The following is a 21,149-nucleotide window of genomic DNA, read 5'->3' as shown; positions in this document are numbered from 1 at the left end:
CCGTCCGCCGCTAACATCAGGGAGCAAGCTCCCATCTGTCCGCTCGACTTGCATGTATTAGGCACGCCGCCAGCGTTCGTCCTGAGCCAGGATCAAACTCTCCGATAAAGTGTTTGACTGACTACGCACATCGCTGTGCGATTTATTTAAAACTTTGAATTAACAGGTACGTTTTGTCTTGTTTAGTTTTCAAAGATCATTTCAACCTCATCTCGAGGCGACTTTTTCAGTATAACATTTCAGCGAGTTGCTGTCAAATGTTTTTTTGTTTTTATTTCTCCGCCGCTGTGAGCTTTTTGTTGAAGCGCATCAGCGACGTTTAATAATATACCATGCCTATAATTCAGCGTCAACACTTTTTTTGAAAGAATATCCTCGATGATATACTTCCTGCCCTTTGGTCTCTATTTGAGATACTTCAACAAAGCCTTTTTCCGTCAGGTAATCAAGCATGACACCGAGATCTTGGGTGAAGTGCACCAGTTCAGGGTGCTGAAGCAATTCTCCAAACTGCCACATTTCTTTTTCTTTCATCACTTGAAAAAGATGCGCAGAACCGATTTCAGCTTTTGAATGGATGAGAAAATCATTTGCTAAGAATAATAATTCGAGCCTTTTCTCCAAACTTTCGTGACTCTCGACAAGTTCGGAATATAGCTTATATACCTGCGGCTCAATGTGACGGACCTGGTTCCAGACTGTCGTTTCGGGATAAAATCCCCGGTCAATCACTTCTATGCGGGCCAAGTGGTGAAGAGCATGCACTACCGCATAATATGCATCCAGAAAATGATCAGCTTCAAAAAACGCTTTTCCTTCTACAAATCTTCTGATCAGCTTGCCGTATTCCATTCCAATCTTTAATTTCCGCTCGGCGAAAGGAAAAGTGCTGAGCCGGTCATTGAGTTCAGATATATATTCATTGCGGTCAAACAGCACTTTGCCGTTGATGATCCAATCTATGACTCTTCTATTGGTCCCAAGCAGAATCCATTCCTGAAGCAGAGCATCCGTTACAATATGTAAAGAAGCGGTTTTTTGTTCGAATTCATAATGCTTTATAAAAAGAGGTTCATCAGCCTGTTTGACAATGACAAGCATGACCGCATCAAAGTTATCCGTGATGGATGATGCTTTACTCCTTCTCTCAATCATAAGGACGGCCAGCGTATCGGGATGACTTGCTCTTTCTTGGTAAATTGGACGGAGAAGATTGTCCATTACGATTCCTCCAATGCGATTGTTTCACTAGCTATTGTTTCTACATTTCTATGATAAAACATGAAAGTCCTTTTTTCTAAACACATTGCACTATTATAACAAATTTCCTTTCAGGTGCCATATTTATTCTTCCCTTTTCTTACGAAAACATGAAGAATATGCCATCTGTTTTGTGCTATAGTTAAACGAGAGGGGGATGGCCATGGCGAAATACTCAAGCAAAATTAATAAGATCAGAACGTTTGCGTTAAGTTTGGTTTTCGTTGGGTTTATCATTATGTACATCGGGCTGTTCTTTAAGCAGTCTGTTTTGCTTGCCAGCTTGTTTATGATTCTCGGCCTGCTGTCGATCGGACTCAGCACCGCCGTTTATTTTTGGATCGGCATGCTGTCCACAAAAGCGGTCCGGGTGATGTGCCCCGCTTGCGAGAAAGAAACGAAGATTCTGGGCAGAGTGGATATGTGCATGCATTGCAGAGAGCCGCTCACATTGGATAAAGGATTGGAAGGCAAAGCGTTCGATGAGTCTTATAACAGAAAAAACAGTGTAAAATAAACGAAGCTGACCGTATCAAAGCGGTCAGCTTCGTTTAGTGGTTTTCTTTTTTGGAACATTCTTGGCATACGCCGTAAATCTCCAAACGGTGGTGGCTTACCTTAAACCCCGTGACATGAGCCGCAAGCTGTTCCACTTCGTCAAGCCCGGGATAATGGAAGTCTACGATTTTTCCGCAGCTTTCACAAATGGCGTGATAATGGTCAGAGGTGACAAAGTCAAATCTGCTGGACGCATCTCCGTACGTCAGTTCCTTTACAAGCCCCGCTTCCCGGAATACACGCAAATTGTTATACACTGTCGCAACACTCATATTAGGGAATTTCCCTTCCAAAGCTTTATATATATCGTCCGCTGTCGGATGTGCCATAGAATCCACGAGATATTCCAGAATGGCATGACGTTGAGGAGTAATCCGGACTCCCGTATCCTTCAACGTGTCTAAGGCTTCTTTTAATTCATGTGCAGCCATCCGTCATGCACCTCTCTTCTAAAAAAGATTCTTACTTTATAATGTTTATAATTAGTGTACATCTTTTTCCGGTCTCCTGTCAAATGTAATCTGAAGAAAACCCCGTGAGTTCAGCATTTGTCCATTAATTAGACGCAATTTGTTCCAATTCTCGAAGCGCCTCGGCAACGTGATCTTTCACTTTTACCTTTCTCCACTCCTTCACAAGACGGCCTTCTTTGTCTAACAAAAAAGTGGATCGCTCGATACCCATATATTCTTTCCCAAAATTCTTCTTCAGCTTCCACACATCAAAAGCTTCCGCCAGTTTGTGCTCATCATCAACGAGGAGCTGGAAAGGAAGATCGTGTTTTTGCTTAAATTTTTCATGTTTGTCACGGCTGTCAGGGCTTACTCCGATGATAACGGCATCAAGTCCCGCGAAACTTTCGTGCTGATCACGGAAATCACATGCTTCCGTCGTGCATCCGGATGTCATGTCTTTCGGATAAAAATAGAGAACGACGTACTTCCCTTTAAAATCCGTCAATGCTACTTCTTCCCCGCTGTCATTCACTAATTTCATATCCGGTGCTGTTTGTCCGATTTCAATCGTCATTTCTTATACCTCCGGGTTTTTTATTAAGCGTATCCAATTGACGTTAAGATTACAACCGTTACCCCCCCCGCTCTTTTCTGGAAGCATGAACCCGTTGTGCTCGCAATGAAGCATGCTACAATAGAACATGATGTAAGGAGATATTAGGAGGGTCATTTTTTGTATACAAAATCAGTTGAACTTCATAAGGAAGCGTTAGAGCATATCGTCGGAGGCGTGAACAGCCCGTCCAGATCCTATAAAGCGGTAGGCGGCGGTTCACCCGTTGCGATGGAAAAAGCGAACGGCGCTTATTTCTGGGATGTAGACGGGAATCAGTATATCGATTATTTAGCGGCTTACGGCCCGATTATTACCGGACATGCCCACCCGCATATTACTGAAGCGATTAAAACAGCGGCGGAAAACGGTGTGCTGTACGGGACGCCGACCAAACATGAGGTCACTTTCGCCAAAATGCTGAAGGAGGCCATTCCTTCACTTGATAAAGTACGATTCGTAAACTCAGGCACTGAAGCGGTAATGACAACGATCCGGGTTGCACGCGCTTATACAGGCCGGACAAAAATCATTAAATTCGCAGGCTGCTATCACGGCCATTCTGATCTCGTACTTGTCGCTGCGGGTTCCGGTCCGTCTACGCTCGGCACCCCTGATTCCGCCGGCGTGCCGAAAAGCATCGCCAATGAGGTGATTACCGTTCCTTTCAATGACATTGAAAGCTACAAAGCCGCGCTGGATAAATGGGGTTCGGAAATTGCAGCGGTTCTCGTCGAGCCGATCGTCGGCAACTTCGGCATCGTTGAACCTGAAGAAGGATTTTTAGAACAGGTAAATGAATTGACCCATAAAGCGGGTGCGCTCGTCATTTATGATGAAGTGATCACGGCGTTCCGTTTTATGTACGGAGGCGCGCAGGATCTTCTTCAAGTGAAGCCTGATTTAACGGCGCTCGGTAAAATTATCGGGGGCGGCTTGCCGATCGGCGCTTACGGAGGCAAAAAAGAGATCATGGAGCAGGTTGCTCCGCTCGGCCCGGCATATCAAGCCGGCACGATGGCCGGAAACCCGGCATCTATCCTATCAGGCATCGCCTGCCTGGAAGTGCTGAAGGAAGAAGGCGTTTATGAGCGGCTTGATGAGCTCGGCGCCAGACTTGAGCAAGGCATTCTCACCCATGCGGAGACACATGGCATTACCATCACCGTCAACCGTTTAAAAGGCGCGCTCACGGTTTACTTCACTGATGAAAAGATCGTCAATTACGAGCAGGCGGAAAATACGGACGGAGAAGCATTCGCCAAGTTCTTCAAACTGATGCTTGAGCGCGGCATCAATCTCGCTCCATCGAAGTATGAAGCTTGGTTTATCACAACCGCACATACTGAAGAGGATATCGACGCCACTTTACAAGCCGTTGAAGATGCGTTCAGACATATGAAAAAATAACTGCTGAAACAAGCGGGAGCCCAGGGCTTCCGCTTGTTCTTTTTGTCCGATTTGTGAGATAATGGTTTTTTCAAAAAAAAGACCTTGAATAATTGGTATGATCCCTGTATATTACTTTATTGTTTAGCAAATCAGCCGACAGGGAAATGTAAGTGTCAGCCGTTCGTTCGGCACATAATTTATTAGAGAAAGGAATGCACGCACAAACCAATGAAACTTGGTGCCCGCATTTTTAAAACAGGGATTGCGATTACGCTCGCGCTCTACTTAGCATCATGGATCGGACTTCCGTCGCCGATCTTTGCCGGGATTGCAGCTATATTTGCCATACAGCCCTCTATTTACAGGTCTTTTCTTATTATTATTGATCAGGTTCAGGCAAATATCATCGGCGCTGTCATCGCTACGGCATTCGGACTGATTTTCGGACCGAGTCCGATTATGATCGGATTGACCGCAGTGATTGTCATCACGATCATGTTAAAACTGAAAATTGAACACACCATTTCGATTGCGCTCGTGACGGTTATCGCAATTTTAGAAACACCGGGAAACAGCTTCCTGACGTTCGCTCTGATACGAACAAGCACCGTTATTTTAGGCGTGCTGTCTTCTTTTATTGTGAACCTTGTGTTTCTTCCGCCGAAATACGAAACGAAGCTGACTCATCATACGGTTGAATATACCGATGAGATCATGAAATGGATCAGGCTGACGATGCGCCAGTCCACGGAACACTCGATATTGAAAGAGGATATTGAGAAGCTGAAGGAAAAGATGATGAAGCTTGATCATACGTACCTTCTTTATAAAGAGGAGAGAAGCTACTTTAAGAAAACGACGTATGTAAAGTCGCGCAAGCTTGTTTTATTCAGACAGGCGATTATTACGGCGAATCGGGCGCTTGATACGCTGAAAAAGCTGCACCGCTATGAAAACGAGATTTATCATATGCCGGAGGAATTTCAGGAGACGCTGACAGAAGAAATTGATTATCTGCTTCATTGGCACGAAAGGATTCTGATGCGGACGGTCGGCAAGATCAAACCGCATGATGACGATGCTGAAGAAAGCATAAGATATAAACAGCTTTTGACGAAGTCTTTCTTGAAAAATCAGCAGAACTGCGAGGATGAACTGCTTGATTACAATATGCTCAGCATTATGGCTGCGGTTGCGGAATACCGCGAGCAGCTGGAGCATCTCGATACATTAATTACGAGTTTTCAGACATACCACCCGGAAGACAGCGAATTAGAAACAGACGAAGAGTAACCCGGTGCTTCCGTAAAACCGGGTTTTTTTGCATTCAAAAAAACTTATGCCGCCCATTCGGACGGCATAAGTTTTTGTATCAGTTCAAATTCTGAATCGTAAATAAGTGTCTGTACTGGCCGCCTTGGGCCATTAATTCCTCGTGCGTGCCGGTTTCGACGACGGCGCCGTTTTCCATGACGACAATTTTATCCGCGTGCGTAATCGTGGACAGCCTGTGGGCGACGATAAATGTCGTCCGGTTTTTCGCAAGCTTTTCCATCGCTTCCTGAATGTAGTGTTCACTTTCAAGATCAAGAGCCGATGTCGCTTCATCCAAGATTAACAGCGGCGGATTTTTTAAGAATACACGCGCGATGGAAATCCGCTGTTTCTGCCCGCCTGACAATTTGACGCCCCGTTCGCCGACTTTGGTTTCGTAGCCTTCGGGGAAATTCATAATAAATTCATGGGCATTTGCCGCTTTCGCAGCCGCAACCACCTCATCCAGAGACGCTCCCGGTTTACCGATGGCGATATTTTCACGAATCGTCTCACTGAACAGAAACGTATCCTGAAGCACCATTCCGACTTGATTGCGGAGGCTCCTCGCTTCATACTCGCGAATATCCGTTCCGTCAATCAGCAGGCTGCCGCCGGATACATCATAAAAACGCGGTATGAGGCTGACAAGCGTCGATTTTCCGCCGCCGCTCATCCCGACGAGCGCGACGGTTTCCCCTTTTGTCACCTTTAAGGAAACGTCCTGCAAAATCGTTTCTTTTCCTTCCTCATAACGGAACGAGACATTTCGGAATTCGACTTCGCCCTTAATGTCGTCAGCTTTTAGTGCATTCGGTTTATCAGTCAGTTCATACGGCTCGTCGATAAATTCAAATATGCGATCCATTGAAGCGATCGACTGGGTCAGCGTCGTCGATGAGTTGATCAATCTTCTGACCGGGTTGTACATTCTGTCAATATAGCCGACGAACGCAACCATCGTCCCTACCGTCAGCGGACCGTTTATGACAAAATAACCCGCAAACGCGATAACAAGCAGCGGCGCCAAATCCGTAATGGTATTCACGACTGCAAACGTTTTTGCGTTCCAATTCGTATGACGGATCGCCCTGTCCAGAAAATGTCCGTTTTTTTCATCAAAATTGGCTTGTTCATAATCTTCAATGGCGAAACTTCTGATAACGGGCATCCCCTGAACTCTTTCGTGCAAATGTCCTTGAACTTGGGCAAGTGCCTGAGAACGCTCACGTGTCAGTTTTCGGAGACGGCCGTAAAAGTATTTCACTGAAATTCCGTATAACGGAAACAAAATGACAGATATCAATGTCAGCTTAACATCGAGTGTAAACATAATGCAGATGACGATCAGCACCGTCATCATATCAAGCCAGATATTCATCAGTCCCGTTATGACAAAGTCTTTTGTCTGTTCGACATCATTTATCACCCGGGAAATGACTTCGCCCGTTCTCGTGTTGGCATAAAACCTCAGGCTCAATTTTTGAATATGATCAAACAATACCCCCCTGATATCGTAGAGCACCCGGCTGCCCGTCCATTGCGCGAAGTATTGCCGATAGTACTCTACCGGGGGACGCAGAATTAAAAACAGCACGAACATGATGCCCATTATCGTGAATAGCGATGATGTTTTAGCGCTTGCCGTTCCGCTCCCTTGAATAATGTCATCGACCACGTATTTTAACAGAAGCGGGAGAGCCAGCGGGATGGAGAATTTTATGATGCCGATTAACACTGTGATAAAAATTTGTTTTTTATAAGGTTTTACAAATTGCATATAGCGTCTGATTACGCCCACACTTTATCCCCCTCTCTCTTTAAGGCGTGTGAGCCCATGTGAAAAACCTGTTGACACCCCAACAGGTTTTTTATTGTATCTTTATTTTGTATAGCGCAGATACCGTTCATACCACATATCAACAAATTCCGGAGCAAACGGTCCTTTCCGCTGATGAATCCAGTGCAGCAGCGTATTCAGATACTCCTTCAGAATGCTGTCGATCTCTTTAGGGTAATTCATTGATTTGCGGTGGTCATCGTATTCATCCTCGTCAAGAATGTTATACGTCATATCCGGAAACACCTTGACATCCAAATCGTAATCAATATATTTGATGGCCTCTCCGTCATAAGCGAACGGCGAGCTGATGTTGCAATAATAGTGCACCCCGTCATCTCTCAGCATTCCGATGACGTTAAACCACTGACGGGCATGAAAGTAGCAGATCGCCGGTTCTCTCGTCACCCACGTCCGTCCGTCGGATTCCGTCACCATTGTCCGGTCGTTGGCTCCGATGATACACAATTCCGTACTTTTTAAAATCGTCGTTTCATTCCAAATTCGATGAAGCAGCCCGTTATGCTTATAGCTGTGAATTTGAATGGTTTCTCCTTCCTTGGGATACCCCATATTTCTCCCCTACTTTCTGTAAAGCCCTGCAGTCAATGCAGCCGCAATTGCTTTCCGACAAGTCTTTTCACTATTATAACGTTACGAATTAAAAAATGAAAATAAAAGAACCACTCCGCTTCCGGAATGGCACATTCATTTCTGCACATAGGAAGACGGCTTTTCCGTGCTGCGATAAGACTGGATGACTTGCTCTGTCTGCCTTTGGAATAACTCCTGTATGCCGGCCAGGTCTTTTCGCTTTGTCGCAATTTCGTCCTGTACATTGTCCAGCTTTGCATCTCTTTCCAGACTGATGAGTTCCGCTTCCACCTGCCGGCAGCGGTCAAGTTCTGACTGCAGCTCGAGAAGCTGATCCATGATTTTCATCTGTTCACTTACAAGCTTTTCAAACTCTGACATCGGGTTCCTCCTTAGGCTTTTAGGTTGATACTCCTTACCATTTCGATTTTCCGCCGGAAAACCCTTTGACTCATTCTGTAGAGGAATCACAAGTTTTGTCGTTTTGGCAACAAAAAAAAGCACTTCATCCGAAGATGAAGTGCTTTTTCGTTTCAGTGATTAGCTGTTTTGTTGTTTGTTTTGTTCAGCAGATTGGTTTTGCTTTCTTACCTGCTGCACATCAGTTTCACTGCCGAATTCAGTGCCGAATTGACCCTGACCGGAAGCTGATTGCTGGTTTTGTCTTTTCACCTGCTGAACGTCTGTTTTGCTGAATTTTGAGTTTGCCATTGTTATCACCTCCACGCACTTTAGAATGCGCAGGAGACGATAAGGCTATTCATCTTTTTTAAAACTTATACGAGCAGAGAGCGTCCGCCGTCAATTATGATGGTCTGACCGCGGATCATGTCCGCTTTTGAAGAAACTAAAAACTCCACCGTATCGATCATATCTTTAATTTCGACCATTCTGCCGGCCGGCGTATTTTGGCGGGCATCTTCCAGCAGTTCATCTCTGTTAGGGAAATGCTTCAGCGCGTCCGTATCAATCGCTCCGCCTGACACCGCGTTTACGATGATATTTTTCGGAGACAGCTCAACCGCCAGATAACGGGTTAACGCTTCTAAAGCGGCTTTTGAGACACCGACCGTCGTATAGTTTTCAAGATAGCGGATGCTGCCGAGCGAGCTGATGCTGACGATGTGGCCGCCTCCGTTTTTCTCCATCATCCTTGCCGCTTCCTGGGCGCAGAAAAGCAATGCTTTCGCATTGATATTCATCGTCCAGTCCCAGTGTGTTTCTTCAAGTTCCATAACCGGTCTCAGCACGCCTGAAGCCGCATTATTGACGAACACGTCCAGTCTGCCGAATGTTTCGTCAATCTGGCGGAACATGTCTTTGATTTTTGCCGGCTGGCCGACATTGGCTTTAATGACGAGCGTTTTCACGCCGAGTTTTTCAATTTCTTCGGCGGTTTCTAATGCCGCTTTTTTACTGCGGGCGTAATTGATGACGATGTTGTATCCTTTTTCCGCGAGTCTGATGGCCGCTGCTTTCCCGACGCCGCGGCTGCTTCCCGTGATCAGTGCGCATTTATTTTGTTCCATTTTTCCTCAGCTCCTTGCTGTGTATAGTTCTTTTCATTCAACAAACAATAAAAGCAATATGTGTTGAAAGGGGTCTTTTATATGTATGTCGGACGTGATATGGGCGAATTGGCCATGATGCCCAAAAAAGATTGGAGAGATTCAGAGCTCGCCTATTTCCATCATGCCTTCCAGCAAATTATGCCGTATTTAAACGAAGAAGGCCAGTCCAAATACCGGGAACTGATTCAGGAAATCGAAGCCCGCGGCGGACTGAAACGGAATGAAGCGGATTACGGCCACGGCACTCGCGTCAGCTATGACTGACGCTTTTTACAGGCGGCCGCTTTCTTCCGCCATTTTCCATATCTTTTGATGGGATACGGGAAATGCGTATTCCTCGAGCTCCTCTTTTGTGACCCGTATGAATTCCGTTGTATCCGACACTTGTTTTACTTTACCGAAAAAGACCGAAATATTCCAGACGAGATGGGTGAAAACATGTTCTACGATGCCTTCCAGCTCCCCAATTTCAGCGGTTGTTCCCATCTCTTTTTCTAAATAGGCTTCAAGCTGCTCTCTTTCGGTTTTGATTCCTTTCTGGGTTTCGGTATTCGGAAACTCCCACAAGTTGGCGAGCAAGCCTTTTGGCGGCCGTTTATGAATATAGACATCGCCTTGATCGTCTGTCAGCACAACGGCTGCCATTGTTTTTATTCCGGGCTTTTTCTTTTTGCTTTTAACGGGCAGCTCCCGCTCTGTCCCTTCCGCAAATGCCGAGCAGTGCTTTTGTACGGGGCAAAGCAGGCAGGACGGCGATTTCGGGGTGCAGATGATCGCGCCGAGCTCCATTAAACCCTGATTGAATTCAGATGGTTTTTCATGAGAAATGAAAGCGGATACCGCCTGTTCGAAAATGGTTCTGGTTTTAGGTTTTGCGATATCGTCCCATATGGAAAGAATTCTCGACATGACACGCATCACATTGCCGTCTACGGCGGGAATCGGTTTGTTGTATGCGATGCTGAGCACGGCGCCTTTTGTATAAGGGCCGACGCCTTTCAGTCCGCCAAATTCCTTTTCCTCGGCAGGGACGACTCCCCCGTATCGCTCATGCACTTCTTTTACAGCGCTTTGCAGATTTCTTACACGGGAGTAATAACCCAGCCCTTCCCAGGCTTTGAGCACTTTTTCCTCATCGGCTTCAGCGAGCGCCGAAACGGTCGGAAATTGCTCAACAAACCGCCGGAAATAAGGGATGACGGTATCTACGCGCGTCTGCTGCAGCATCACCTCTGACACCCACACCCGATACGGGTCCTGATTTTCTCTCCACGGCAGAATTCTCTGTTCTCTTTCGAACCATGTAATTAAGTCCTCGCGAAATTTGTCTATATCTTTTTGTTTCATTTTTTCTTCAAGTGCGTTCATATCTTCTCCTCAGATGTTTCGGGTTCCGCTTTTCTTGACACCGTATTTTGGTGTAAACTTAGGGCACGTTACGATAATATGTTACATTAAATAGTGATAAAGAAAAAGCGGAAACATATGAGAACGGCGGATAAACGCCATGATTGGGCAAACAGAAAATGGGGAATATCTTATAATGCGAAATATGCGGGCGACTGATTGTTAACGCCTGCTAGGAGGTCAACAATGGATACTGGCACTCACGTTGTCATGGGTATCGCGCTTGGCGGAATCGCAACTCTTGATCCTGCCGTCGGCATGCACACCCCCATGTCTCAGGCAGTTATGATCGCCGCTCTTGCCGGCTCTCAGGCACCTGATATTGATACCATATTGAAGCTGAAAAATAATGCCGTTTATATTCGAAATCATAGAGGGTTCACGCACTCCATTCCCGCCGTTTTATTTTGGTCCGTTCTGATTCCGGGTATTTTGTTTATGTTTTATCCGGAAGCGAACTTTTTGCACCTGTGGCTGTGGACGCTCCTCGCTGTCGTGTTGCATGTGTTTGTTGACATTTTTAACGCGTACGGCACACAGGCCATCCGCCCGTTTTCGAGAAAATGGATCGCTCTCGGTTTAATCAATACCTTTGATCCGTTTATTTTCGTCAGCCATTTGGCCGCGATTGCTGTGTGGTATATCGGAGGTCATCCGGGCGTGACATTTCTGATGCTTTATATCATCCTCGCAGGATATTACGCCGTCCGGTTTTTGATGCAGCTGCGGATAAAGCGAAGGCTGCGCGAAATGATTGAAGAGGAGATTGAAACCATCATTATTTCGCCGACGATGAAATTCAGGCAGTGGCGTATCGCCGTGACGACGGCGCATGCCTTTTATGTCGGCAGAAGCCTTGACGGCCATGTCGTGATATTGGATACATTCAACCGCGTGCCCGTTCCGGAAACCGATGTGATGAAGGCCGCGAAACAGGACGAAAATATTGCAGCCTTTCTTTCATTTTCCCCCGTTTACAGGTGGGAGGTCGATACCTTTAAAGATCATTATGAGGTGCGCTTTATTGATTTGCGCTACCGGAGCAAAGGCCACTATCCTTTTGTCGCCATCGTCCACCTCAGTCATGATTTAGAGCTTCTCTCTTCTTACACGGGCTGGATTTTCAGCGAGGAAAAACTGCAGAAAAAATTAAAGCTCGGCTCTGTTTAAGAGCCGGGCTTTTTTTGTCTTCTCACATATAGAGCCGCAAACACGAGGCTGATCACCGATAGAGCGGCCGCGGGTTTAAAAAACGGCGGGTAATACGTTAATTGAATATCGTTTTTTCCTTTTTGCGCTTTAAATCCGATGAAGGAATAATCCGCTTTTTCAATCTGCTCCTGTCTGCCGTTTATCTTCAGCTCCCAGCCTTTTTCATATGGAATCGGAAGCATGATATACGGCGCGCGGGTTTTGTTTTCATACGAGATATGAAGCGTATTTCCGCGCCAGCTGAGATCGGCCGGCGGTTCTTTTTCCGCTTTTCGGTATACGCTTTTCAGCGTATCGTACCGTTCTTCATAAAGCGCCAGTCTGTCAAGCTGATACGACCCTTTCGGCAGACGGATTTGGATGTTTTTTGTTTTCGGCACTCTCACAGTAAGATCGTTGACACCTGTTTTGTAAATGGATTGATTCGATTTTCTCGTTGTCGTGTAATCGTTCACTTTTAATGTAAAGCCCTGGTCCTTCGCTTTATTCTTCAAATAAAAGCTGACGTAATAATCGCCGCCGTCCATCTTAGCGGCTTGCGGCGTAATGATCAGGCCGCCGCCGTCTTCGTTTACCGTCAGGATGCCGTTATGATAATCGCCATGTTCGGCCGCTACCTCTGCATGGCGGATCATATTTTTCGCCTCAGGCGCTTTTTTCGTGTTGATTGTGCTTGATTTCATGACGATCCCGTCAAGCATTGCCCGTTCCCTGGCAAGGGCGGGAGCTTTTTTCAGGCCGCCCTCGTTATATACGCGATCGGCTGTCCGTACGAACGGAAGCACATATTGATTTTGATAAACCGCATAATGGTTTGATTCCATGATTTTTTTGAACCCGTACGGCACGCCGGCCTCGTTTGTTTTTTCCGTCATATAATATTTTCCGTAAAGCAGGCTGTATAAATTAGCCCTGTTTCCTAATGTCGCATAGCGGCTGACGCTTTCTCTGCCCATGTCAATCTGGAGGTCGTTCCAGTAAAAGGACAGCAGATTACGGTTCAGTATGCTTGAGTATACGCTGAATCCGTTGAACCCGTATATGATCGGGGTGTTATTGAAAACACCGTTCATCCAATCTAAACGGGCAAACGGATCAGGGTCTTTTTCTTTCAGACGCTGAATGAGCTCCGATTGTTCTTTGCCTTTATAGCCAGCACCCGTCATAAATGTATGCGATACCGTATAAATCTTCCCGCCTTCTGATAAAGCATATTTTTCATATGTATTAGCCGTAAGCACAGCCGTAAGCAAAATGACGGCATAGACGGCGGGCACCGCGCCTTTCAGTCTTGTCTTTGCTGCAAAGAAAGCGGCTATGCTCAGCACCAGAAGAAGGATGACGGGCAGGTTGGCGTGATCAGAAATATCCAGACTGTACCGCCTCACCTGGCTCCAATAGAGCAGAACGACGAGTACGGCGGACATCAGCATACTCTTCATGCTGATGTCTGAAAGCTTAGAAAGCCCGGCTGAAACCGTTCCGGCAATCGTGAAGCAGAGGACGTATTCAAACCTGTTCTGCGGAGCTGAAAAACCGTTAAAGGCACTTGCCGCAAACGGACTGAAGTGAAACAGAATATACAGCAGACTGATTCCCGCAAACAGCCGGAACAAGCGGTTTTTGTATAAAGTAAATGTAAATAGAAAAAGCAAAAAAGCCGCCGGCAGGATGATAATCCGGCTTGAAAATAAAATGTTGTCGGAAAAATCAAGCCAAGCAATATGCTCTGAATACGGCGGCCGCAGATTATGAAGGTATCCGTATACGACAGGAATAAAGGAAACTGCGCTTATGCCGAACCCGAGAAGACCCGACAGAATAAATATCCTGCATTGAGTGAGCCTTTTCGCCTCATTGCCTTCAAGGGGGATCACCCACCTGAATAAGATATAAATGCCGATGAAAATCAGATTAATATACGCAAAATAAAAGTTGTTGATCAATGTCAGCGCACAGGCGAAGATAAACCACGCCGGCTTTTTTTCCCTGATGATTTTTTCCGCGCCCAACACAAGCAGCGGCAGCCACACCATACTGTCAGTGAAAAAGTCCCAATATACCTCATGCCGGAAGTAGATAATCGAGACCCCGTACAACACGGCGCCGGCAAAAGCAGGCACCGTCCGTTTGACGAAATAACGGAATACACACGCCGCCGTGAATATGATAAAACTCTGCTTGGCAATGCTGATAAAAACGGAGGCCTGCGCCCAGAACAGCGCATCAGCCTCGCCCGTCAGCTGAATAAGCTGCAAAAAGCGGACAGCGGCGGAGATAAACAGGAATAGAAAAGAAGTAGAGAAATAATAGCCGAGCTGACTGTACACTCCCCCGCCCAGTCCGAACGAATAGCTGTAAAACAGCCTGCCGTTCATATATTGATCAAACAGCAGCTTTTTGAAGACCGCCATTTGGGCGATCCCGTCTCCAGACCCCGTCATATAGCGGCCTGCCGACCACTCTTTTAAGAAAAAAATATGAGCGGCTGCCGCAGCCAGCACACAGGCTGCCGGCAAGATCCATTTATTTTTTTTCATACAACGTCCCCAGACCCTGCGCACAGCGGCGGCTGTTTAATGGTTCCACTTGCGCTTTTTTGTATAATTCGTTTCATTTTGTTCTCCGTATGTTATATTCGCTTCTTTAATTAAATAGTGCGGGCGTTTTTTTGTTTCATAGTAAATCCGGCCGATGTATTCTCCGATGATGCCGAGACTCAAAAGCTGGATGCCCCCTAAGAACAGCACGGCGGAAATAATGGTGAAGTATCCGGGTACGGACACGCCGTGTGTCAGAATCTGAACAAAGGTCGTTACAATATAAACCATCGACAGAAGAAGTATCAGAATACCGGTGAAAAAGCATACCCTCAGGGGCTTGTTGTTGAAGGAGACGACACCGTCCATTCCGTAGTTGAACAGATTACTGAATGACCATTTGGACGTGCCGTTCTTCCTTTCGACATTTTCATAAAACACGATTTTCTGGTCAAACCCGATCCAGCAGAACAGCCCTTTCGAGAAACGGTTCCCTTCACTCAGCTTCAAAAGGGCATCAACGGCCTGCCGGCTCAGCAGGCGGAAATCTCCGACCCCGTCACGCAGATCCACTTCGACGGCTTTGTTGATAAATTTATAATACAGGGAAGAAAGCACGGAACGCACAGGGCTGTCCCCTTTTCGGTTGCGCTGCGCGATGACTTGGTCATACCCTTCTTCATAGCCTTGAATGAAGTCTTTCAGCAGATGGGTCGGATGCTGCAGATCGGCGTCCATCACGATTACCGCTTCGCCCTGCACGTGTTCAAATCCTGCCAGAATGGCCGCTTCTTTCCCGAAGTTGCGGGAAAAAGATATGTATTTGACGCGATGGTTTCTGGCGGCCAGTTCTTTAATCTGCTGAAGGGTGTCATCCGCGCTTCCGTCATTGATGTAGAAAATTTCATAGTCATAATGAATCGTCTGAAACTCTTTTTTTAAAGATTCATGGATGAGCTTGACATTGTTCCCTTCATTGTAAGACGGAATAATAATTGAGATTAACCTTTGTTTCATGAAGGCACCTTCTTTGTATTATTCTTTTTTTAGGACGGCCTTAAAGGAATTGTCCGCAAAACTTCAGTAAGGCTTTTCCTTTTTTTAATGACGTTTAAACCCTTTTTTTGTTACACGGGCAGAAAATTTTTTCTGCATATGGTTTATATTTTGTCATGTTTTTCGGCAGATATGAGAAAAAAAAAGAAAAAGTCTGTACGCGGGACAGACTTTATTGCTGAAGGTATTCATGAATCAAATGGCTGACGATGCGCGGTTTTTCGTGAATGACCCAATGTGAGGCATCGTCTATAAAGATTAAGTCGCCGTTTGGAATCATCCGTTTTGTTTCCTTGGCGAGCTTTTTGCTCAGCGCGCGGTCATTGACGCCCCATATTAATCGGTACGGAACGGGCATTTTTAGCGGAACGGCAGGGCCTAAACCGCCGGCTCTGATCGCCCGGTACCAGTTCAGCATCGCCGTGAGCGCTCCTTTTCTGCCCCATGCCTGTTTGTAGCTGTCGACATCTTCCCGTGAAAAAAGCGCCGGGCGTTCGGATAAGCCGATCGCGTGATCCAATACGCGGTAATTGTCTTCAGACAATCTCCGTTCCGGCTTTTCCGGAAGCTGAAAGAAAGCGATATAAGAGCTTTTCTTCCACTGCGGCGGGTAGAACGGTGTGACCTTCCGCATAACCGCCGGGTGCGGGATATTGACCGTGATCAATTTTTCAACGTATTGCGGCCGCGTGGATGCCAGATGCCAGGCCACGGCTCCTCCCCAATCGTGTCCGATGACGACGGCTTTGTCATCTGTAAAATGAGTGATCAGCCCGATAATGTCGTCTCTGAGCGTATCAATGGTATAGTTTTCAATGCCCTCCGGTTTGTCACTGAGATTATAGCCGCGCTGATCAGGCACGACAACATGGTATCCGGCATCCGCCAGCGGTTTGATCTGGCTCTTCCAGCCGTACCAGAATTCCGGAAACCCGTGCAGCAGCACCGCCAAAGGACCGTCTTTCGGACCGGCTGAAGCCGTGTGCAGCGTCACTCCGTTTGTTTCGATCATGTGAAACGTAATGTCATTCATCGATTCTCCTCCCCGTTTGTTTCAATCTTCTTTCTGTTAAGACGATGATCAGTACGCTGATCGCAATCAACAATACGGCCTGAACGATCAGGGCGAACGGCTGAGTCAGCCGGATAAGCAGGCTGCCCGCAAATCCAGCTGCCGCCGATATAAGGCCGAACAAAATCATGAGGAGCGCACTGAATCGATTGCCTTCTTTCCACTGCGACTCATCCGCCATAGAGCGCTTCGTCCGATATCCGTACAGGCTGTTGATCGACTTCGGCGGAAAAAATGTGACTAAAATGCCGGCCGCAGCCATCAGAAGGCCGCCGATTGCCATTATCATATCCGTCACTCTCCTTTTCATCTTTTACGAAAGGAAAGGCGAAAGGTTTCAGAAAAAAAGCAGGCTCATTCGCCTGCCTGAATCTTTATTTTCGATTTAAGTCGGCCGTTTTCACATAACCTGCTTTCCCGCCGTATATGACGTACGCCCATTTACGGTCAAACCCTCCGTCATGGCTGAACCCCCAGCCGAGCACATTGACGGTTTCACCCGCTTTAACGAACCCTTTTTTGCCGGTTTCCAAAGTCGGCGTATAAAAAGCGGTTTGTTTCGCCGTCACCGCCTTCACCGGCTGCTTCATCAGAAAATGTGTGGAGATATAGGCTTTGTGACCTTTGTAGTCAATTTCAGCCCAATCTGCTCCTTGAAGCCGTTTAACCTTTACGGAATCCTCTGAACGAAGCGTGCCGATAATCGACCCTTGTTTATTTGGTTCTTTGCGGACGTTAAGTTCTCCTGCTTTCACGATATATGTATCTGCTGCGGTGTCTATTTTTGTCTGGTGCACTGCTGCGGCATTCGCTGCCGGATCAAAAAACACGGTGCCTGCGGCTAAAAATAAGCAAAGTCCTGCGGCCGGAATAAATGCGGTTAACCCCTTCTTCATGTTCATTGTGGTTCCTCCCCGCTATTTTATGAGTTATTACACATTTCCACATTCCGCGGGTCGTCAAACATGATTTTCCCATTTCTTTTATAAAAAGAAAAAACCGCCGGACGGTATCCGGCGGGCGCACTGCTATGTTAATGCAGGAGACCCCTGCTTTGATCCAAATAATGAGAAACGTCTTCCCGAACGCTCTGGAACATATGGAGCTTGCTGCCGTATGATTCGATCCATTCCTTGACGACGCGTTCTGTCATTTGCTCTCCTTGATACGGGCGGCCGGCTTTTGCGTAAGTCGCTTCGAAATCTCCCCATAAAAGCTCAACCCAAGTTCGCGCTTGCAAATAGCTGAGCATGTCATTTTTCTCAAGCAGCAAATTCGTCAGTTTGTCGATATATGTATTCATGTCTCTGTCTCCTTTCCTTGGGAAAACCTGCTGCTTTTACGCAGCTTGTCACAGGCATATACTAACTTTACGTCTTCAATCCAGAAGGCGCAACCTTTTGATATTGGCCGAGGGGGAAAACAAATGGTCCGGAACAAGGCAAAAGGATTTCCTAATCAGAACAATAATAAGTTTGAAGGCGAACCGCGGGCAAAGGATGACTACGCTTCTAAACGGGCGGACGGTTCAATTAATTCGCACCCGCAAGAGCGCATGAGAGCTTCAGGCAGACGATAACACACACCGTAAGAGACCGGGAATGAGCCGGTCTCTTTTTTTGCAGAAAAAAACATCCTTTTGCGGTCATAACGCTAAATAAATTCCATAATATGTTAAATGTTCAACCGAAAGCCGGTAGACAAAAAAGGAGGGGTTTTATAAAATGAAGACAGTTTCCAAACGATTGCTGAGCCTTACCGCATTCTTACTGTCAGTTTCATTATTTGCTGTTTCAGCTGAAGCAGCGGGCAGCCCGCAGACATCTGTATCAAACAGCGGTGAGGAGTTTGACGCCAATCTGAATCAGCCTGTACAAACAACACAGACATCCCCCGCTTATGAAGGAACGGGCCTCACCAAAAGACAGCTTGCACAAAACAGCAAAGCTGACATCAAGTCATTAAAGCCTTCCAGTATTATTGGGACAGACGAACGAATCAGAATTTCTCCTACAACATCATTTCCATATCGCGCGACAGCACAGCTGACCGTCACATACAGCGGCAGCACAAGCACCTACGGATGCACCGGTTTTTTTGTCAATGCCGACACGATCGTTACGGCGGGACATTGCGTGTATGACCAGAAAAACGGCTGGGCATCGAAAATTACGGCAGCTCCCGGCCGCAACGGGTCATCGTACCCGTACGGCTCTTATTCAGGAAAGACATTCTACAGTGTCAAAGGGTGGACAGAAAACGGTGACACAAACTATGACTACGGCGCAATCAAAGTAAACGGGTCGCCCGGGAATACTGTCGGCTGGTACGGCTACCGGACGACCAACAGTTCCAGTCCGACCGGGCTTTCCTCAACCGTGACAGGATATCCGTGCGACAAAGTGTCCGGTTCCATGTGGTCGGACAGCAAACCGATTCGTTCTGCCGAGACATATAAACTCACCTACACGACAGATACGTTCGGCTGTCAGAGCGGATCGCCCGTTTACCGCAATTACAGCGACACCGGCCAGACCGCCATTGCCATTCATACAAACGGCGGGTCGTCTTACAATCTGGGAACAAGGGTGACAAACAGTGTATTCGACAACATTCAATATTGGTCAAATCAATAAAGCTTTTGTTTTCTTTCTCGCGGCGGCCGTTTTATGCGGATGCGGCAAAGCGGATGATTCCGCCGCCAAAAAAGCACTGCCCGTTACGCTCCGTGTTGAGGATGCAGACGGTTCACCGGCGGCCGGTGTGACGGTCACCGTGATGAAAGCGGCGGAGTCAGATCATCAGCCGAATATAGACCGCGGAGAGATAATAGGCAAGACTGATCACCACGGCGAGATTGCATGGAAAAGCGGCGCAAAAGGAACCTATGCCGTCGTTTTTGAAAAAGACGGAGTACCGGAAACCCGGAATATTTCCTTAGCTGAGAGTGATAAACATACGGTGATCAGCATTACATTGAAACACTGAAAAAAGCTTGCAGGCGGAATATCCCCTGCAAGCTTTTTGTTATCCTTTATGCACTTGATATTCATAAACATCTTTCTTCTCAGACAGATGAGCGAACGTGGAAAGCACAAGGCCGAGAGCTGTCATCAGCGCACCGCCGGCAAACAGCCATGAGTAAGATCCCGTTCCGCCGAGAATCAATCCGCCGATCCAGGCGCCGAGCGCGTTTGCCAGGTTAAAGGCGGAAACGCTCACCGCAGCGGCGATTGTCGTGCCGTTTTCAGAAGAAGAAATAACCTTGGTCTGCAAAAGCGGCGGCGTGCCGAACGCACATGCGCCGAATAAAAATGTCGCTGAAACCGCGGCGGCTGGAAAAACGGCGATATAAGGAAAAATCGCCAAGACGCCGATCAAGCCGATCATCACACCGATCATCGTGCGCGTCAGCAGTTTGAGCGGCACTTTCCCCGCGAAGAAATTCCCCGCCACTCCGCCGAGACCGTAGGCAAATAATGCGCCTGTAATGCCGACTGTGCCGAACCCCGCTGAATCTCTTAAAATCGGCTCAATAAACGTGTAAGCGATAAATACGCCTGAGTAGCCGAGAATGGTGATCGCAAAGGAAAAAATCACTTGTTTATGCTTAAAGACACTCCATTCATTCATCAGCATCGGAATCACTTTCGGTTTCCGGTTCGGTACGACCAGCATCAGTCCGATCAGCCCGATCATGCCTAAAACGGAAATAATGAAAAAGACGGCCCGCCAGTTAAGGGCATCTCCTAAATATGAGCCGAACGGGACGCCGAGCATCAGCGCCACGGTTAATCCGCCGTTCATGGAAGCCGCGGCGGCGGAACGTTTTTCAGGCGGCACCATTTCACTCGCAAATACCATGGCGATCGCAAAAAAAGCTCCGTGGATGGATGCGGATAAAATTCTGGAAATCGCCAGCACGGCGAAGTTCGGCGCAAAGACGCTCATCAGGTTGGCAAGGACGAAGATGCCCATCAACCCCAGCAGCACCGGCTTTCTCGGCAGCTTAACCGCGATAATGGTTACGATCGGGCCCGTCAGGCAGACGCTTGCCGCGTACGCCGTAACAAGCATGCCCGCTGAAGATACATGTATATGAAAGTCATCGGCAATCGACGTCAGAATACCCATGACAGCATATTCCGTATACCCGATGGAAAATGTGCAGATCATTAAAACAAAAATCATTAATTTCACAGATGGCTGTTTCATTTTGATATTCAACGCAAATCGCCTCCTTTTTATTTAAAAAACAACGAATT

At 47.0% G+C, this 21,149-nt stretch carries 23 protein-coding genes, 1 rRNA gene and 1 pseudogene; 8 read left to right on the top strand and 17 right to left on the bottom strand.

The window, feature by feature from the left end; all coding sequences use genetic code 11:
• Both ACWHAR_RS18225 and ACWHAR_RS18220 read right to left on the bottom strand, forming a co-directional pair.
• Positions 1–108: ribosomal RNA gene (locus tag ACWHAR_RS18225) — 16S ribosomal RNA — on the bottom strand; the annotation flags it as partial.
• A gap of 228 nt (positions 109–336) precedes the next feature.
• Complete coding sequence (locus ACWHAR_RS18220; RefSeq protein ID WP_007610197.1) at positions 337–1,221, bottom strand: nucleotidyltransferase-like protein; 885 nt, start codon at positions 1,219–1,221, stop codon at positions 337–339.
• Positions 1,222–1,423: 202 nt separating this feature from the next.
• Between ACWHAR_RS18220 and ACWHAR_RS18215 the strand changes: the two genes are divergently transcribed.
• A complete protein-coding gene (locus ACWHAR_RS18215; protein ID WP_007408568.1) occupies positions 1,424–1,777 on the top strand; it encodes a YgzB family protein in 354 nt (117 codons plus the stop codon).
• 34 nt (positions 1,778–1,811) lie between these two features.
• On the opposite strand, the gene perR is transcribed toward ACWHAR_RS18215, so the two are convergent.
• Positions 1,812–2,249, bottom strand: a complete 438-nt coding sequence (gene perR / locus ACWHAR_RS18210) for a peroxide-responsive transcriptional repressor PerR (RefSeq protein ID WP_003155465.1) — start codon at positions 2,247–2,249, stop codon at positions 1,812–1,814.
• Positions 2,250–2,373: 124 nt separating this feature from the next.
• On the bottom strand, positions 2,374–2,847 hold the full coding sequence (gene bcp, locus ACWHAR_RS18205; RefSeq protein WP_032872423.1) for a thioredoxin-dependent thiol peroxidase: 474 nt from the start codon (positions 2,845–2,847) through the stop codon (positions 2,374–2,376).
• A gap of 159 nt (positions 2,848–3,006) precedes the next feature.
• Between bcp and ACWHAR_RS18200 the strand changes: the two genes are divergently transcribed.
• Positions 3,007–4,296, top strand: a complete 1,290-nt coding sequence (locus ACWHAR_RS18200) for a glutamate-1-semialdehyde 2,1-aminomutase (RefSeq protein WP_032872421.1) — start codon at positions 3,007–3,009, stop codon at positions 4,294–4,296.
• A 210-nt stretch (positions 4,297–4,506) separates the two neighbouring features.
• The gene (locus tag ACWHAR_RS18195; RefSeq protein ID WP_032872419.1) at positions 4,507–5,571 is read left to right on the top strand and encodes an aromatic acid exporter family protein; all 1,065 of its coding nucleotides are present in this window, start codon (positions 4,507–4,509) and stop codon (positions 5,569–5,571) included.
• A 79-nt stretch (positions 5,572–5,650) separates the two neighbouring features.
• Here the strand turns inward: ACWHAR_RS18195 and ACWHAR_RS18190 are convergent, their stop codons facing one another.
• The 5 genes and pseudogenes from ACWHAR_RS18190 to fabL all read right to left on the bottom strand — a co-directional run bounded on the left by ACWHAR_RS18190 (position 5,651) and on the right by fabL (position 9,555).
• The gene (locus ACWHAR_RS18190; protein WP_032872417.1) at positions 5,651–7,393 is read right to left on the bottom strand and encodes an ABC transporter ATP-binding protein; all 1,743 of its coding nucleotides are present in this window, start codon (positions 7,391–7,393) and stop codon (positions 5,651–5,653) included.
• Positions 7,394–7,474: 81 nt separating this feature from the next.
• Positions 7,475–8,005, bottom strand: coding sequence for a nucleoside tri-diphosphate phosphatase (ntdP, locus tag ACWHAR_RS18185; protein ID WP_003155475.1), 531 nt, complete (start codon positions 8,003–8,005; stop codon positions 7,475–7,477).
• Positions 8,006–8,140: 135 nt separating this feature from the next.
• Entirely contained in the window at positions 8,141–8,407 is a 267-nt protein-coding gene (locus ACWHAR_RS18180) for a YgaB family protein (protein ID WP_003155476.1), read from the bottom strand.
• Positions 8,408–8,566: 159 nt separating this feature from the next.
• Positions 8,567–8,719, bottom strand: a pseudogene (locus ACWHAR_RS18175) (gamma-type small acid-soluble spore protein); the annotation flags it as partial.
• Between the two features lie 83 nt (positions 8,720–8,802).
• Positions 8,803–9,555 (bottom strand): enoyl-[acyl-carrier-protein] reductase FabL, encoded by a 753-nt coding sequence (gene fabL, locus ACWHAR_RS18170; protein WP_032872413.1) that lies wholly within the window; start codon positions 9,553–9,555, stop codon positions 8,803–8,805.
• 81 nt (positions 9,556–9,636) lie between these two features.
• Between fabL and ACWHAR_RS18165 the strand changes: the two genes are divergently transcribed.
• The gene (locus ACWHAR_RS18165; protein ID WP_007408563.1) at positions 9,637–9,861 is read left to right on the top strand and encodes a hypothetical protein; all 225 of its coding nucleotides are present in this window, start codon (positions 9,637–9,639) and stop codon (positions 9,859–9,861) included.
• Positions 9,862–9,867: 6 nt separating this feature from the next.
• On the opposite strand, the gene mutY is transcribed toward ACWHAR_RS18165, so the two are convergent.
• A complete protein-coding gene (mutY, locus tag ACWHAR_RS18160) occupies positions 9,868–10,965 on the bottom strand; it encodes an A/G-specific adenine glycosylase (protein WP_007408562.1) in 1,098 nt (365 codons plus the stop codon).
• Between the two features lie 225 nt (positions 10,966–11,190).
• Between mutY and ACWHAR_RS18155 the strand changes: the two genes are divergently transcribed.
• Positions 11,191–12,174, top strand: a complete 984-nt coding sequence (locus ACWHAR_RS18155) for a metal-dependent hydrolase (protein WP_003155481.1) — start codon at positions 11,191–11,193, stop codon at positions 12,172–12,174.
• On the opposite strand, the gene ACWHAR_RS18150 is transcribed toward ACWHAR_RS18155, so the two are convergent.
• The 6 genes from ACWHAR_RS18150 to ACWHAR_RS18125 all read right to left on the bottom strand — a co-directional run bounded on the left by ACWHAR_RS18150 (position 12,171) and on the right by ACWHAR_RS18125 (position 18,187).
• The gene (locus tag ACWHAR_RS18150) at positions 12,171–14,756 is read right to left on the bottom strand and encodes a YfhO family protein (RefSeq protein WP_032872411.1); all 2,586 of its coding nucleotides are present in this window, start codon (positions 14,754–14,756) and stop codon (positions 12,171–12,173) included. The two genes, ACWHAR_RS18155 and ACWHAR_RS18150, sit on opposite strands and share 4 nt — an antisense overlap.
• Before the next feature lie 36 nt (positions 14,757–14,792).
• Positions 14,793–15,773, bottom strand: coding sequence for a glycosyltransferase family 2 protein (locus tag ACWHAR_RS18145; RefSeq protein WP_032872409.1), 981 nt, complete (start codon positions 15,771–15,773; stop codon positions 14,793–14,795).
• A gap of 211 nt (positions 15,774–15,984) precedes the next feature.
• Positions 15,985–16,845 carry an alpha/beta fold hydrolase gene (locus tag ACWHAR_RS18140; protein WP_032872407.1) on the bottom strand — a complete coding sequence of 287 codons (861 nt, stop codon included), beginning with the start codon at positions 16,843–16,845 and terminating at the stop codon, positions 15,985–15,987.
• Complete coding sequence (locus ACWHAR_RS18135) at positions 16,838–17,173, bottom strand: SdpI family protein (RefSeq protein WP_032872405.1); 336 nt, start codon at positions 17,171–17,173, stop codon at positions 16,838–16,840. The genes ACWHAR_RS18140 and ACWHAR_RS18135 overlap by 8 nt, the downstream gene beginning before the upstream one ends.
• An 85-nt stretch (positions 17,174–17,258) precedes the next feature.
• Complete coding sequence (locus ACWHAR_RS18130; protein ID WP_032872403.1) at positions 17,259–17,786, bottom strand: SH3 domain-containing protein; 528 nt, start codon at positions 17,784–17,786, stop codon at positions 17,259–17,261.
• A 131-nt stretch (positions 17,787–17,917) separates the two neighbouring features.
• A complete protein-coding gene (locus ACWHAR_RS18125) occupies positions 17,918–18,187 on the bottom strand; it encodes a YfhJ family protein (protein WP_003155492.1) in 270 nt (89 codons plus the stop codon).
• A gap of 123 nt (positions 18,188–18,310) precedes the next feature.
• On the opposite strand from ACWHAR_RS18125, the gene ACWHAR_RS18120 reads away from it, so the two are divergent.
• The 3 genes from ACWHAR_RS18120 to ACWHAR_RS18110 all read left to right on the top strand — a co-directional run bounded on the left by ACWHAR_RS18120 (position 18,311) and on the right by ACWHAR_RS18110 (position 19,872).
• The gene (locus tag ACWHAR_RS18120; protein WP_003155495.1) at positions 18,311–18,463 is read left to right on the top strand and encodes a small, acid-soluble spore protein K; all 153 of its coding nucleotides are present in this window, start codon (positions 18,311–18,313) and stop codon (positions 18,461–18,463) included.
• 145 nt (positions 18,464–18,608) lie between these two features.
• Entirely contained in the window at positions 18,609–19,520 is a 912-nt protein-coding gene (locus ACWHAR_RS18115; protein ID WP_032872401.1) for a trypsin-like serine peptidase, read from the top strand.
• Positions 19,483–19,872: a DUF2606 family protein gene (locus tag ACWHAR_RS18110; RefSeq protein ID WP_032872398.1), complete on the top strand. Its 390-nt coding sequence runs from the start codon at positions 19,483–19,485 to the stop codon at positions 19,870–19,872. Before ACWHAR_RS18115 ends, ACWHAR_RS18110 begins: the two co-directional genes overlap by 38 nt.
• Before the next feature lie 39 nt (positions 19,873–19,911).
• On the opposite strand, the gene ACWHAR_RS18105 is transcribed toward ACWHAR_RS18110, so the two are convergent.
• Complete coding sequence (locus ACWHAR_RS18105; protein WP_025284446.1) at positions 19,912–21,105, bottom strand: MFS transporter; 1,194 nt, start codon at positions 21,103–21,105, stop codon at positions 19,912–19,914.
• Positions 21,106–21,149 lie beyond the last annotated feature (44 nt).

This window comes from Bacillus sp. LR--39 (assembly GCF_053613335.1).
This window is presented reverse-complemented; position numbering and strand designations above follow the sequence as displayed.